General features: G+C 41.8%; 11 protein-coding genes. 5 read left to right on the top strand and 6 right to left on the bottom strand.

Annotated elements, in window-relative coordinates:
- Positions 1-529 precede the first annotated feature (529 nt).
- The 3 genes from V7K44_RS00005 (at position 530) to V7K44_RS00015 (ending at position 2,108) form a co-directional block, all read left to right on the top strand.
- Entirely contained in the window at positions 530-1,186 is a 657-nt protein-coding gene (locus tag V7K44_RS00005) for a DUF1361 domain-containing protein (protein WP_334927436.1), read from the top strand.
- A gap of 75 nt (positions 1,187-1,261) precedes the next feature.
- Entirely contained in the window at positions 1,262-1,924 is a 663-nt protein-coding gene (locus V7K44_RS00010) for a hypothetical protein (protein ID WP_334927438.1), read from the top strand.
- The gene (locus V7K44_RS00015) at positions 1,872-2,108 is read left to right on the top strand and encodes a hypothetical protein (RefSeq protein ID WP_334927440.1); all 237 of its coding nucleotides are present in this window, start codon (positions 1,872-1,874) and stop codon (positions 2,106-2,108) included. Before V7K44_RS00010 ends, V7K44_RS00015 begins: the two co-directional genes overlap by 53 nt.
- 61 nt (positions 2,109-2,169) lie before the next feature.
- On the opposite strand, the gene V7K44_RS00020 is transcribed toward V7K44_RS00015, so the two are convergent.
- A complete protein-coding gene (locus tag V7K44_RS00020) occupies positions 2,170-4,518 on the bottom strand; it encodes a putative PEP-binding protein (protein ID WP_334927443.1) in 2,349 nt (782 codons plus the stop codon).
- 849 nt (positions 4,519-5,367) lie between these two features.
- Between V7K44_RS00020 and V7K44_RS00025 the strand changes: the two genes are divergently transcribed.
- Positions 5,368-5,826, top strand: coding sequence for an MgtC/SapB family protein (locus tag V7K44_RS00025; RefSeq protein ID WP_334927445.1), 459 nt, complete (start codon positions 5,368-5,370; stop codon positions 5,824-5,826).
- A gap of 194 nt (positions 5,827-6,020) precedes the next feature.
- Here the strand turns inward: V7K44_RS00025 and V7K44_RS00030 are convergent, their stop codons facing one another.
- The 3 genes from V7K44_RS00030 to V7K44_RS00040 all read right to left on the bottom strand — a co-directional run bounded on the left by V7K44_RS00030 (position 6,021) and on the right by V7K44_RS00040 (position 11,887).
- A complete protein-coding gene (locus tag V7K44_RS00030; protein ID WP_334927447.1) occupies positions 6,021-7,172 on the bottom strand; it encodes an acyltransferase family protein in 1,152 nt (383 codons plus the stop codon).
- 658 nt (positions 7,173-7,830) lie between these two features.
- The gene (gene recF, locus V7K44_RS00035; RefSeq protein ID WP_334927449.1) at positions 7,831-8,952 is read right to left on the bottom strand and encodes a DNA replication/repair protein RecF; all 1,122 of its coding nucleotides are present in this window, start codon (positions 8,950-8,952) and stop codon (positions 7,831-7,833) included.
- A 76-nt stretch (positions 8,953-9,028) separates the two neighbouring features.
- A complete protein-coding gene (locus V7K44_RS00040) occupies positions 9,029-11,887 on the bottom strand; it encodes a cation-translocating P-type ATPase (protein ID WP_334927603.1) in 2,859 nt (952 codons plus the stop codon).
- A gap of 436 nt (positions 11,888-12,323) precedes the next feature.
- Here V7K44_RS00040 and V7K44_RS00045 point away from each other — a divergent pair, with 436 nt between their 5' ends.
- Positions 12,324-13,994: a transglutaminase family protein gene (locus tag V7K44_RS00045; RefSeq protein ID WP_334927451.1), complete on the top strand. Its 1,671-nt coding sequence runs from the start codon at positions 12,324-12,326 to the stop codon at positions 13,992-13,994.
- An 87-nt stretch (positions 13,995-14,081) separates the two neighbouring features.
- On the opposite strand, the gene V7K44_RS00050 is transcribed toward V7K44_RS00045, so the two are convergent.
- Complete coding sequence (locus tag V7K44_RS00050; RefSeq protein WP_334927453.1) at positions 14,082-14,780, bottom strand: hypothetical protein; 699 nt, start codon at positions 14,778-14,780, stop codon at positions 14,082-14,084.
- Between the two features lie 73 nt (positions 14,781-14,853).
- Positions 14,854-15,546, bottom strand: a complete 693-nt coding sequence (locus tag V7K44_RS00055) for a hypothetical protein (protein ID WP_334927455.1) — start codon at positions 15,544-15,546, stop codon at positions 14,854-14,856.
- Positions 15,547-15,559 lie beyond the last annotated feature (13 nt).

Below are 15,559 nucleotides of genomic sequence, written 5' to 3' on the forward strand. Positions count from 1 at the left end.
AAAGCTGTTCGCCAACGACATCGACGTAACGCTGCAAGGTCGCTTGACATTTGGGCTTCTGCCTTAACTTGACACCAATGGCGTCTCGCCCGCCCTTAAGCAAAGGCTGACTCGACAAAAACTTTAGGTACTTCTGGAACTCTAGCAGGGCAAAATGAAATCAATATAATAGTTAGCACAGGGGCAACATTGCAATTAAAAAAGTCCACCATCACTTATTCGCAGCATTTTTGTTGCTCAGACTACCTTTCGGTGGTATCTTTTGCCCTGATGATTTTCTGGCTATACTAGTGACTTAAGCCGATTGATTGATAAATTTCATCCTCCAGCATAAAATACACAAAAACTCTAAATTTTGGACAGATAGGACATATATTCAGTATGCATTTACTTCTAACTGACACAAAAATATTGTCTGATGTTGGAGTAAATTAATTTTCTTGGAGGCTACAAAAATTCGATCGCTAAGGTTAACACTAACACTACAGAGTGAATCTACATCAATCAAACATCTTCCGAGTAAGCACCTATGAAAGAAGAATTGATAGCCAGAGTCGTGCAGGTCTTGCGAATTAATATGAGTTGGATGACTTGGAATTTGTTTCTGGCTTTTATACCTTTGGCTTTGAGTGTCTGGCTATTTCGCATGAGGCGCGGCGGCACTTGGCTTTGGTGGCTAGGATTCTTAGTTTTCTATGCTTTCTTACCAAATGCACCATATTTGTTAACCGATGTAATTCACTTGATAGATGATATCCGCACGATTCAATCGGTGTGGATGATTACTTTAGTACTTATTCCTGTGTATTTGCTAGTAATTCTCGGTGGATTTGAAGCTTATGTAATATCGTTAATTAATTGGGGTCACTACTTACATCGCATCGGTAAGAGCCAATGGATTTGGCGCGTTGAGACGATTACACATTTTCTCTGTGCTGTTGGTGTTTATTGGGGGCGATTTTTGCGTTTCAACAGTTGGGATTTTATTACTCAACCCGATGCCGTAATAACCAAAGGGGTAGAAGAAATTCTGGGAAAACAGCCCTTGGTGATTATTGCTATCACCTTTGTGGTACTTGCAGGTTTGTACTGGATTATGAAACGAGTAACTTTAGGTCTTAGCCAATCAAATAGCAGAATAGGGATAAACTCAGAACGCACGAACTCTAACACGCCGAATATTTGATCGAGATGGCGATTTTGGCTATATTGAACATTTTGCTGGTGTTGTATAAAGTTGAATGTGCTATATACAACACCAATGATGATTACTATTCGCTCCTTTAGCAGTCAGTCTCTAATCTGTTTAGCTCTTTTGAGCGCAACGGCTGTATTTACCCAGACGGCAATAGCAGAAACAATAACTGGGCAATCAGGCAATGTGCGGGCAGAAATATCTTACGAGAAGCCAGAGGAATATCAGTATAAAAATGTCCGGTTGAAAATTATCCGGGCGGGTAAAACTGTTTTGGATCAAAAACTGCCGCAAGAAGATGAATATGACAGACCTGTAGGGAATATATCTGAACAAGAAAATAACTTACCAGTGCAAGACTTGGACGGTAACAAAGAACCAGAAATAATTACCGATTTCTTTACAGGTGGAGCGCACTGTTGTACTTATTCATTGATTTACCGCTACGACAGCAAATCTCAGAAGTATATTAAGATTCGTCATGAATGGGGTAATGGTGGTTATCAACTTAAAGATTTAGACAAAGATGGACTTCCAGAGTTTGATAGTCGAGACGATCGCTTTGCCTATGCTTTTACAGCTTATGCTGCTTCTGCCTACCCCCTACAAATTTGGCGTTATCGCCAAGGGAAAATGGTTGATGTGACTCGTAGCTATCCCAAATTAATCTTCAATCATGCCTCAGAGCTATGGCAAACTTATACCCAGGCAACGGCAACAAGGCGATGATGGCAAGGGCTTTTTAGCAGCTTATTTGGCAGATAAATATCTGCTGAATCAAGGACAGGATGGATGGGGGCGAGTGCAACAAGCTTATAAAAAAAGCGAATCTCCTTCGGAGACGCTTCGCGAACGCACTAAATTCTTCGCCGATTTACGGAAGTTTTTGCGCGAAACTGGCTACATCAAATAAATTAGTAGTGAGCAATTAATTCATAACTCCTAACTCCTAATTCCTAACTCCTAACTCCTAACTAATTAAGTTTTCGTCGTGCTGCTGCTAAAATTATGCGTTGTTCAGCACGAGCGATCGCTTGATATGTTCGTTCGACTGCTTCCGGTTCAACAGAAATGGAAGTAATACCCCATTCCACTAACTTATCAATAATTTCTGGATAGAGGGCTGGTGCTTGACCGCAGATTGAACAAGGTATACCGGCACTTTTAGCCATCTGGATCAGTTGAGCGATCGCACTCATAACGGCTGGATGACGTTCATTAAATACTTTTGCTAGCTGTCCTTGTTCTCGATCCACTCCTAGCAATAATTGGGTCAGGTCATTTGTACCAATAGAAATTCCGGCCACACCTGCTTTTACATATTCTGGTAATAAAAACAAGACACTTGGTACTTCTGCCATCATCCACAATTGAAACTGTGCCACTTCGGTTAAAAAAGCTTGCTCAACTTTGCGACGGCAAAAAATAAATTCTTCTACAGTCCGCACAAAAGGCAACAGTAGGTTGACATTGGTATAACCAGCTTGCTGTACACTCGCCAAAGCTTGTAGTTCCAACTCAAATACTGCGGGATTTCGTAAATAACTAAAGGTGCCGCGTTCACCTAACATCGATTGTGGCGAAGATTCTAAACTATCACGCAATGATGGTAAATCCTGCGATCGCCAATCTAAAGAACGATAAAAAACTGGTCTTGGTGCAAAGGCACGAGCAAATTGCATAATCTGCTCAGACCATAGCTCTAACAATTCTGCCTGACGCCCGCTTAAAATCCAACTATTGGGATGTTGCCCGTTCAATATATTTAGTACCATCAATTCGGAACGCAACAATCCCACTCCATCCACAGGCAAGTTTTGCACTTGTTCTATTAAAGTGGATTGACTCAAGTTAACCAGCAGTTGGGTAGCAATCATAGGTAGATGAGACGTAACAGCAGGATGAGGCGCTTTCGGATTGGGGTAATGGGAGGAAAGAAGATTTTCTTCTCTCCCTCTCTCCATCTCCTCCTTTGAGTCTCCTTTGATGCGATAAACTTCTCCTCTGTCGCCATCAAGCAGCAATCGTTCGCCAGTTTGGATTAAAGTTGTGGCAGATGTTGCGTTTACTACTGCTGTAATACCTAATTCTCTAGCTAGAATTGCCGCGTGACTGGTTAATCCCCCTTGTTCTGTGATAATACCACCAACTTGTTGTAAGAATGGCAACCAATCAGGTGTAATCGTTGGTATTACTAAAATGACTCCCTTCGGTAGTTGTTCGGGTTTCTGTTGCGGATTAATTACCAGGGCAGTGGCTGCAACACGTCCCCCGGCTGCTCCTAGTCCCCGAATGAAGTGTAAGTGGGGAATTACAGATTGTGAAGGACTAACTTGTGTGATGTAGAGCTTTCCAGATGTAGTTTGCTCGGCGATAGTCCATTTAATAGTAAAGGTTTTACCTAGTTCACTTACCAGTTGAGTTCCCAGAGCAATTATTTGTTGTAAGTATTCTTCTTGTAAAGAGTACTGTTTTTGTTGCGCTTCTGGAAGTAGATAGGTAATCAGACAGGTGCGATCTGGTGTTAACGCTGAGTTCGGCAAGGGTTGCGAAAAAACTTTAGGCGCTGCATCATCAACGCCATAAGCCAAGATTTTATTGCCCAGTTGTTGCTCAAGCACAACCCCAGTTTCCGGTTGAATGTAGTAAACATCTGGCTGGACTTCGCCAAGAGCGATCGCAATTCCTAATCCGAAAGTCGCTTCAATTTCCCAGCCAGAGGGATTGGTTGTGAGCGAACCACTGGCGATCGCATTTTCAACAGGTTGCACCAAAACTGCGAGATTAATTTGTTGCAGATTAATTCCTAAGTGCTGCCAATATAATAGACTCCGGGCCCGAAATATTTGACTCCAGGTACGCTTTAAAGCCAGTGCGATCGCTTCCGGTTCGCACTGGCAAAATACCGACTCCAGTAAACCCGATATATTGTTGTTTATACCTGGAGTAGCAGTTGATACTGCCAAAGAAGGCCGAAGAATCAAACAGCTAGTTTGCCATTCCCTAGCGGCTTGGAAAATTGGACTCACCCACTCCTGGGTTACAGTCGCAGTCAGAATTTCTTGGCGCAAGCGACTAGCCACCTGCTGGAGTTGACGCCAATTAGTGACATCAAGGTGTAGCGAAGAATGGGGTAAGTCAGCTACTAATGATTCTGAACTATTGAGATTTTCGAGAAATTGCCGCAAAATTTCTGCCGAAACTACAAAACTAGGCATCACCGGATAGCCACGCTGGATAATTTTGCTCAAGTAAAAGGCTTTGTCACCTACTTTGGCACGGTCTTGTAGTTTAATTTGATCTAGCCAGTAGAGTTTATTCACTCAATTTGTTATTTGTAGCCACAGCTATTTCTTTTTGGTATGTTATCAGGTTAATCCACTGACTTCTAAATAAAAAGTACTCAGGACTTACAGCAGTTTTCTTTTGCATAAATTACAAAGTTACGGGTTTTGAAGCAGGATAGAGGAGAATTCAGAATGGGCTACGCCCCGCTGCGCTAACAGGAGTCAGAAATCAGAAGTAAAACAGGCTTGATAGCTGGTTTTGAGACGAATCGTTGTGTACTTCAGTAACTTTAAATACGCTGTATAGCTGATTTGCTCTACTTATACATGGTCGGATCCTATTTAATTGTTGAGTATATATAGCAATCCGATTTGATTTCTGAATCACTCATAGAGGTAAGGGACTGGGGACTGGGGAACTCGGGGCCCCCTCTGGGGATTAGGGGCAATGGGGACTGGAAAGAAGGAATAAAGGTGTACTGAGTTTTGTTCAAAAATCAAATATGAGTCCTATAGGTTAAATCTAACAATTTAAGGTATAATTTTTTAGCTCAGTCATTTTAAATAGTCAAACAACTATTTAATAAACTTAAAATTCATGTAGTTTGCCCAAATGACGATCGTTGCCACAATTTAACAATGCAAATCTCTATTCCTTGACCAGAATAATATTATATTGTTGAAAAATAATCCTAATAATGGAAAATGTTAATTTTCCGTTTCAAAAGCATTCCTGAATTGATAGATTCCAATATGAGATAGACTATTGCACTACACCCATTGGATTAAACTCCATTAATTAAACATTAGAATAGTTTTGTACTATTTTTATAAAAATATTACGATTTAACCTAGTATATAGAATTCTCCATATCAGACTAAACATTGTCAAACACTTACTACCTTGCAACTAATGATTGGCTGAATATCAGCTTCCGGCTATGTATTGCATTGTTTATTGGAGCAATCATCGGCTTAGAACGTCAAATTAGGCGTAAACCAGCTGGTTTAAGAACTCATATGCTGGTAAGTTTAGGTTCAGCCTTATTTACCTTAATAATCATGCAAACAGGAGGACTGCAAGCTAGTCCTGATGCACTTAGCCGTGTGATTCAAGGGATTGCAGCTGGTGTAGGATTTCTCGGTGCTGGAGAAATTGTGCGCCAATCTTCCCAAGAGTCACAGCAACTTGAAATTCACGGACTCACCTCAGCAGCGGCTATTTGGGTTTCGTCTGCATTGGGAATTGCTGCTGGCTGTGGTTTATGGCAGTTAGGATTAATCAGTGCTATGCTGACTTTTTTGGTTCTCAATGTTTTTAAAAGGTTTGAAAAACGTCAATAGTAAATTAGGATGTGATTAAAATTTTAGGTTTATACATAAATTTTTAATTATTTGATTTTTTGCTAATAACCCTTGTAATTCAGGCTATCTCTAGGGAATTAAACAGCCCTGCTCTCAGCAAAGGCTGTCTTTTACGCCCGTGAAAACTTTTTGCGTAGCCATCCCAATGGAAACTTTATAAACTCTTGAGAAAATTAAACAGTTCTGCTTTCAGCAAAGGCTGTCTTTTCTGCCCGTGAAAACTTTTTGCGTAGCTGTCCCAAGGGAAACTCTATAAACTTGTAAATCAGATAGGCTAATCCCAAAGAAATGAATAGAGCAATTCCTGCTTGGAGAACTTTAGGCAAGTTGGGTAAATACTTCCAAACAGCGAATATCACAGTATAGTGGGTAAGGTAAAGTGAATAAGAAAGTATGCCGAGAAAGCGCATCCACTTCCAATTTAGCGCTGCGAATAATCCCCAGTTGGGAAAAGTGATAGCGGTAATAAAGACTGGGTATAAGGCAAATCCTTGGATGGTATAACGAATGGTCGATCGAAACTCAGGTGAGCGAGATATGCATGTAAAAAGAATCACGATTATTCCTAGAGGTAACAAGAAATACCTCCAGAGTTTATTAGAGTAATCTTGGGTATCCAGCATTGGATTACCACTGACCGCTAATGCACAACCAAAAAGAATACTATCTACCTGGGTATCTGTTCCAAAAAATATACGTTGTTCAGGTACGTGAAAACTATAAACCAGAACACACCGCCAAAGTAAGACAACTAAACATAATCCCCAAAAAATTAATCTTTGTCTGCGTGAACTGACACGAAGTTTACGTAGAGCTAGATAAAGGAGTGGAAAAAGTAAATAAAAGTGTTCTTCGACAGCGAGAGACCAGTATACTGAACTACCAAGAGTTTCTCCAGCCCTGCCAACAAAAATTTGATAGTAGTTAGCATAGTGTAGAAACTGAGACAAGAAGCCTGGTAGGAGAATTTCTCCATCAAGTAATTTTAAGACAGTTAAGCCCGCTCCTAAGCACAAGACTAGATAAAATGGCGGCCAAATACGCAGGATTCGTCTTAGATAGAAGAGCTTAAAATTAATAGTCTCATCGCGATCGTACTCTTGCCTCAAAAGAGTTGTAATTAAGTAACCACTGAGAAAGAAAAATATTGTTACGCCGAAACTTCCGGGAAAAACCTTCGCAATTCCTGTATGGGAAAAGAAAACAAGCATGAAAGCAACAATTCTAATTCCATCAAGGGATGGGATGTAAAATTTTGAGTGAGTATTCACACCGGACAAAGGTTCTGGATTACTTCCAGGTGAAGGTTTTAAGGATTTTTCCACAAATCTTTCTTAATGAGGATGTAACAGAACATTTTGAATTATCCCATCTTCCGTACCAGAACTGTCATATACCCTGAAAAGAGGTATATCTATAGGATATTACGTAAGATTTAACTGAAAACTTGATTCTGACGTAGCGGTAATTCCTGAATTACCGCTACTTTCATTGTTTTGTGTGTAACGTAAGTTCTGATCTAGTACAAAACAACTGTTTACTCGAAGATTTCACTAAAACAGGACTTACGCAAACAGTAGCCGAAACCCTAATTTAACGTGAGTTTCCAACGGAGGCACACGTTAATTTTCAGGTAGGAGCAATTCATGAATTGCCCCTACAGCACGTAGTTTTGCGTAAGTCCTATAGGACTCCTATTTGATTTTTGAACAAGACTCAGTACGGATATATACCTTCTTTCCTTTTCCCTATCCCCTGCCCACGCAAGTAAATTCAGGAATCAAACCGGATTCCTATATAAAGCTAAATAATAATTACTAGTATTAAGCTGAGGTGCATACACTCAGCGAAAAAACTGAATAAAAAGAATCATTATGAGAAAAAGAAATGTTTGCAATAGGATGATGGGATTAATTAATTATAAATTAAAAATTCTCAGCAATTTAGCCTCGACAAAAAGTAGCATATATTCAATCGCAATTCTTATAAATTTGGGATTATTTCCCCTGCTTTCACAAAAAGAATTTGAGAGGACTTCAACCACTGGGAATCAAAAGAACCCAAGTGAGTAGTAGTAATTAAGGTCTGAAAGCGGTCTTGAATAGCATCAAGCAATTGATTTTGGCGGGATAAATCTAGTTCGGCAAGAACATCATCAAGCAATAGTAGCGGTGGCTCTTTAACGACTTCTTCAATTAATTGTAATTCGGCTAATTTTAAAGCTAGAACCAGAGTTCGTTGTTGACCTTGAGAACCATATTGGCGAGCGGGTGTCTGGTTAATAGTTAATTCTATTTCGTCTCGATGCGGGCCGACAAGGGTCGTGCCTTGGTGCATTTCAGCAACGGCTCGCTGCTGAATTTTTGCTAAAAAAGCTTGCTGTACTTCTTCTGGATGGTTATCTTCTAAAGGAATATTCGGCACGTAGTTGATTTGCAGAACTTCTGTACTGCCGCTGATACTGGCGTGCCAAGTGGTAGCAATGGGAGCTAATCTTTGGATGGCGCGATCGCGTCGTCTAATTACTCTAGTTCCTGTGGTCGCTAACTGTGCATCCCACACCGCTAGTTCTGATTGCTCTGTATCCAGTGCTGAGTCTTGAGTTTTTTTTAAAAAGGCATTGCGCTGGCGTAACACATGGTTATACTGCTGTAAAATGTGAGCATAAACTGGTTCCAGTTGAATTAAGAGTGTATCTAACCAGTTGCGGCGACCTTCCGGGCCGCCGCGTACTAGTTCTAAATCTAAGCTGGAAAATTGGACTGCATTGAGAACGCCGAGAAAATCCATTTGACGGCGGATAGATTCACCATTGAGAGCAACGCTACGGCGACCATTGCGGCGCAGGGTTAAGGTCAGGTCACTAACACCTGTTTGTCGTTCAAGGGTGGCATCAATTTGGGCTATGGCTTCCCCTTCTTGAACTAAATCGCGATCGCGGGTCATTCGGTGCGATCGCAATGTCGCCAGCAACTCCACCGCCTCCAACAAATTTGACTTTCCCTGAGCGTTATTACCTACCAAAATTGTTTTGGCAGCATTAAACTCAACGTTCTGGTCTTGATAATTGCGAAATTGTCGGAGGTTTAGAGTTTTGAGGTACATAAGTTCAATTTTGGATTTTAAATTTTAGATTTTGGATTGAAGATAAATCTAAAATCTAAAATCTAAAATCTCCTTTTCAGACGGCCTTCTTGCCCATAATCCGCAAAAATATCTTCTCCGCTTCAATCCACACAAACATTAAGGCACTGAAACCAATACAAACTCCCAATTCCTCTAGAGTCAGGTAGTGAGTACCAAAGAAATCTCGCAGAGGCGGGACATAAACTAGCATCAGCTGCAAAATCGTGGTGACGACAACCGCCGCTAGTACAAAGATATTAGAGAAGGGATTCATCTCGATTGTCAGTCGGTTGTTGGAGCGAATAGCGATCGCATGGCCCATTTGGGCAATACACAAGGTAGTAAATACCATTGTTTTCCAAGTATCGGGATCGCCCTGATACCCGGCAGCATGGGTATGTTGATAAGCCCACCACATCAAGGCAATGGTGATAATGGCAAAGATTATCCCAATGCGAATCATATAAGAACCCAATCCTCTAGCGAAGATACTTTCGCGGGGACTAAAAGGCGGACGTTGCATGACATCCGGTTCTGGAGGTTCCACAGCTAATGCCAAGGCTGGTAAACCGTCTGTAACCAAATTCATCCACAAAATTTGTAAGGGAGTAAGAGGAACGCCTCCCAAGCCAATTAAGGGTGCGGCTGCAATTGTGAGAACTTCACCAATGTTACTGCCCAGGATGTATTTAATAAAACGGCGGATATTAGTGTAAACTACTCTACCTTCCTTGGTGGCGCTAACAATGGTGGCGAAGTTGTCATCAAGTAACACCATGTCGCTGGCTTCTTTACTGACATCAGTGCCAGTAATGCCCATTGCGATACCGATGTCGGCTTGTTTGAGGGCTGGAGCATCGTTGACACCATCGCCTGTCATGGCGACAAATCGACCCCGGCGTTGCAGTGCTTGGACAATTCGCAGTTTGTGTTCTGGGGAAACTCTGGCATAGATGCTCACCAGGTCAACGTTTTGCTCTAATTCCTGGTCAGTCATCCGTTGCAATTCTTGACCTGTGAGTACCCTATCGCCTTCTTGGGCAATTCCCAAATCTGTCGCGATCGCTCGTGCTGTTAATTGGTGGTCGCCAGTAATCATTACTGGGCGAATACCTGCTTCTCGACACTCTTGCACCGCTGCCCTGACCTCTGGGCGCGGCGCATCTAGCATTCCCACCAATCCCAGCCACACTAAACCTTGCTCAGATACTTCATCTGAACCTTCCGGTGGAATCTCTAACAAAGGTTTGTAGGCAAAACCTAGCACCCGTAAACCTTTACTCGCCATTTTGTCATTTTCTGCCAAAATTTGCTGGCGTTGTGCTTCGGTTACAGTACCCGTATCATTACCCAAATGAATCTGAGTGCAACGTGCCAAGATTAACTCTGGAGAACCTTTGGTAAACATTAAGTAAGGTTCTGATTGGAGAAAACCTGCGATCGCAGGATCGATACCCCTCGATGATGCTTCACCTGTGACTACTTGCTGCACCTGAGCAATCACGCTCATCCGCTTCCGTTCTGAGGAAAAGGGAAACTCCGCAACGCGAGGTAACTTACTATTCCACTGGTCTTTTTCAATTCCGGCTTTTCCCGCCAGGGTGAGTAATGCCCCTTCTGTAGGATCTCCCAAAATCGCCCATTCACCTTGTTCTTTTTGCAATACTGAATCATTACAAACAGCACAGGCTACTGATAACGCGGAAATTTCTGGAGACTCCTCTAGGGAAATTTTTTGACCATTTAACTGAAAGTCTCCTGTGGGAGCATAACCTTCGCCGCTGACGCGAAAAGTTTTGTTATTGGTGGAAATCGATTGCACCACCATTTTATTTTGAGTCAGGGTGCCGGTTTTATCAGAACAGATGGTCGTTACAGAACCCAACGTTTCCACTGCTGGCAATTTGCGAATCAAGGCATTTTGGCGCACCATTCGCTGGGTTCCCAGTGCCAAGGTGACGGTAATTACAGCTGGTAAGCCTTCTGGAACTACAGCAACCGCCATACTCAAGGAAACTTCCAAGAGTTCTTGAATATTTTTAAAACCTCCGTCCTTGATGACACCGCCAACGACGACGATCGCCACGAGAATTAAAGAACCCGTAACCAGGACATTACCCAGTTGAGTCATCCGCTGCTGTAAAGGCGTAGGTTCACTTTCTACTGCCTGCAACATTGCAGCAATTTTACCCAATTCTGTAGTCATGCCGGTGTTCGTCACCAGAACCTTGCCGCGTCCTTGGACTACTTCAGTGCCTTGAAACACAACATTGAGGCGATCGCCTAATGAAGTTTCCTCCGGCAATTTTAGTGATGCCTGTTTATTCACCGCTTCGGCTTCACCAGTTAAGGCCGACTCGCGTATTTGTAAATTAGATTGTTCGATCAAGCGTCCATCTGCCGCTATCTGCATCCCAGCTTCCAGCAGCATTACATCCCCTGGAACTAGCTCCTTAGCTGCTATCTCCACAAATCTGGTGTCGCGGATTACGCGCACTAAGGGAGAGGTCATTTTTTTCAAGGCTGCCAAGGCTTTTTCGGCACGGCTTTCTTGAACGTAGCCGAGTATGCCGTTGAGGATGACAATTGCTAAAATAGCGATGGTATCTTTAAACGGCACTTCACCAGGCTTTAAAGTGCCCGTCCGCCAACCCCATAAATCTATCAAACCAGAAATCAGAGCGACGCCGATCAGCATCAACAACATAATGTTCTTGAACTGATCCAGCAGAATTTCCCAAGTACTACGGCCAGCAATTTCTTCAAGTTCGTTGGGGCCGTATTTTTGCAATCTCTGTTGAATTTCTTGGGGTGTTAAGCCGCTCTCTGCATTACTATCAAGCAGGTCTAGCGCTTTATCAACTTCTAAACTATGCCAAACGGCGGCACCTTCAGGCAGAGAATTAGCAGACATCGTGTAGGTCACAGCAAATGGTTACAAAATTCGATCATAATTGAGTGATGCCAGGAATTCCATCTTCTAAAGTTACATTAAGGCGATCCCCCAATTGTATGAGTGTATATGTAATTCTTAACATTTGTAAATTCCTCCTATTTTGACATAGTATTATTTCTCACGAAAGAGTTTATCGGAACACATTGTACCGATAATTATTAGTAGCCCGCTGTAAACGTGGCGATCGAAAACCACTAGATGTACTTGGTAAGAGCAACGCCCATTGTGGGCAGTCTTTTAACTCACCACTCTTCATCTACCCCAATTAGGGGAGCCATTGCTCGACTAGGATTTTCTATATCCAGCAATTGGTGTGACGGCGGTTAAAACCGCTTGAGTCATGTTTCCTCCCCTACCTAAAGGTGAGGGTTTTTTACACTTACCATAAGGTTTTATGAGTTTTGCACTCCCCACTTTGACCGTTAGCCAGATGTTTGGGCAAAAAACAATTCGACCGCTTACTGCTGCTGCCCTGTGTGGCATTACTTTCATCAAAGATAGACTGATTGCTATTGACAGTATCAAAGGGCATCTACTAGAGATCGATCCCACCTCTGACAACAGCAAAATTCTCAATTCCCATCAAGTTGAAGAATTTACCGATGTCACTGGTTTAGCTGCGTGGGATGATACCCTGTGGGTGAGCCGAGAAAATAGTGTTTATTTGTGCAAGCTGGATGCTTTGAGTCTGGAACATTTTGTAACATTGCCTTATGCCGCTGATGGCGTTGCTGTTTGGGAAACAACAGTTTATGTCAGTTGCCAAAGGCTAGGCTACATTCTGGTTTTTGACCGCGAAACGCGAAAAGAAATTACCAGATTTTATGCCCCTGGAGTTGGGATAGAGAATTTGGCAGTCAACCAAGAAATGCTATGGATTTGCGATCGCACCGAACAATCAGTTTACGCGATGGACAGAGCCACGGGAGAGTTGCAATTTAGCGTCCTGACACCCTTTGAATGTCCCACAGGCATAGCAATCCATAAAAATGCCGAAACAGGCAAAGAAAGTATTTACGTCGCCTACGCCTCAGAGGAGCCTTATATTCGGGATAACCCCAATGCCGATCCGAGTCATGAATTAACATTCCGCGATCGCACTTTTATTCACCCTCTGTATTATCATTACGATCCAGATAAGCGCTATGCCCTCTCTAATGGCTATCTGATTGAAATGTCCTATGCTGAGGAAATTGCCCCCTTAGACGAAGTTTTTTTACCCGATGTCGAATGGCGCATCGCCCTACCATCGGAAACAGAGCGTCAAAAGGTAAAACACGTTGAACCGATTGGTATACCCTTTACCGAAGAAGTGGTACAGGGGCAACGTGTAGCAGTGTTTAAATTTGACTCTCTTGCCCCAGGAGAACGGCATATATTTGGCTGGAAAGCACTTTTGGAAGTTCGCGGTATTAAGTATCGCATCACACCCAGAGATGTAGAAAACATACCTAAATTGTCTTCAGAATTAGAAACACGCTACCTAGTGGATGACGACGATTTAGCAATGGATACTACCATTGTTCGCCGTGCTGCCAGAGAAGCGATTGGTTCTGAAACCAATGTGCTGCGGAAAATGCACAGCATTCGTAACTATGTTTATGATCAATTATCATACGGTATCAAACCTTACATTGACACACCAGATACAGTTTTAGAACGGGGCGTCGGTTCCTGTGGCGAATATGTCGGCGTTTTACTTGCTTTATCCCGTTTAAATGGCATCCCCTGCCGCACCGTAGGTAGATACAAATGTCCTCCCCATAGTGACTTCGTAGGAGTACCGCTACAACCCGACTTTAATCATGTTTGGCTAGAATTTTACGTCCCAAATTTCGGCTGGTTGCCAATGGAATCAAATCCTGATGATATCGGTGAAGGTGGGCCTTATCCAACGCGATTTTTTATGGGCTTATGCTGGTATCACATTGAAATTGGCAAAGGCATCACCTTTGAAACGGTGACAAGCAAAGGTGAACGGCTAACCAAAGAAGATATCCCCATTGGTGATTTGGCGATAAATCATATTCGGTTCACAATTCTTAAAGAATTACCGCCTTTTTGAATTTAGGCATTGGTTATTGGGGAAAAACCCAGAGAAAATGAGTAGGGTGTGTCATGCCGTAAGCTAATGCACCTTAATACTCTCTGTTTAATCACAAATTTCGTCTACTTCTGAACTCTTATTCCTATTCAAGTATTCTTCAAACAATTCAAAAAATTTCTGTAGTGCCTCATGCTCGTCTACAGAATAGAAAAGGATTATCTTAGACCATGACTGACCTGAGTTAATGCCATATTTTTCTTCAATCCATGATTGAAAACCTTCAAATTCCCTTTCTGGCTCGCTTGGAGGTATGCCAACTTCTCTTCGAGCCAGACTGTATCCTCGCAAAAGCATATCTAGTTCAGTGATTGGACTAGTTCTTAAGTATATACCCGGCCTTTTCTTTATGCCCTTTAGAATCTCGTCGTAAATATCAAATTTACGAAACTTTGAATTATCTTTAGTAGAGCTAGCTTTTTCTTCACTTTCTTGAATTTTGGAATCATCTTTGTGTTTTAGAAACTGTTCATATTCTTCAAAAAATCTGTAGAAAGCATTTCTCTCAGTCCAACAAAGAAACAGAATTATCTCAGTCCACGATCGGGAAACTGTAGTTTTTGCTCTTTCTTGCATCCACTCGTCAAATCCTTGCATTGGGTAGCCTTGTGGATTTAATCCGAAATGCTCTATTCGACTAAAATACCACCCGCTTACAAAGGAACGAAGGCAAGTAATTGATGGCTTATCTATGTATATGACGGGATTTTCTTTGATCTTTTGGAGAAGTGTAGAAAGATTCATCATATTGATTACTCCAATTTAATTTAGGGACTAGGGTGTGTTATGCCGTAGGATAATGCACTTTAATGCTTCCTGCTTAACCACTAATTTCGTTTACATCTAAACTCTTGTTCCTATTCAAGTATTCTTCAAACAATTCAAAAAATTTCTGTAGTGCCTCATGCTCCTCTACAGAATAGAAAAGAATTATTTTAGACCATGACTGACCTGAGTTAATTCCGTATTTCTCTTCAACCCATGATTGAAAACCTTCAAATTCCCTTTCTGGCTCAGTTGGAGGTACGCCAACTTCTCTTCGAGCCAGACTATATCCTCGCAGAAGCATATCAAGTCTAGTAATTGAACTTCTGCCTAAATACATTCCTGGTCTTTTCTTTATATTAGTTGAAATCTCATTATAAATATCAAACTGAGGAAACCACAAATCTTGACGAAGCCTTAAAAGGTCTTCACTCTGTTGAATTTTTGAATTATCTTTCTGTTCTCTGAACTTTTCAAAAAGTTCAAAAAATTTATAGAAGGCATTTCTTTCACCAGGAAAAAGAAATAGAATTATTCTAGCCCAAGATTTAATTAAATTAGTTTCTGCTATTTCTTGCATCCACTCGTCAAATCCTTCCATTGGGTATCCTTCTGGAGTTGCTCCTAAGTCACTTAGTTGACCTAAATACCCACCTACAAAGAAATCAAGACAAGTAATTGATGGCTTATCTATGTACATAACTGGATTTTCTTTAATCTTTTGGAGAAGCGTAGAAAGCTCATTCATGCCAGCAACCTCT

The organism is Nostoc sp. (genome assembly GCF_036917235.1).
Lineage (GTDB): Bacteria > Cyanobacteriota > Cyanobacteriia > Cyanobacteriales > Nostocaceae > Nostoc.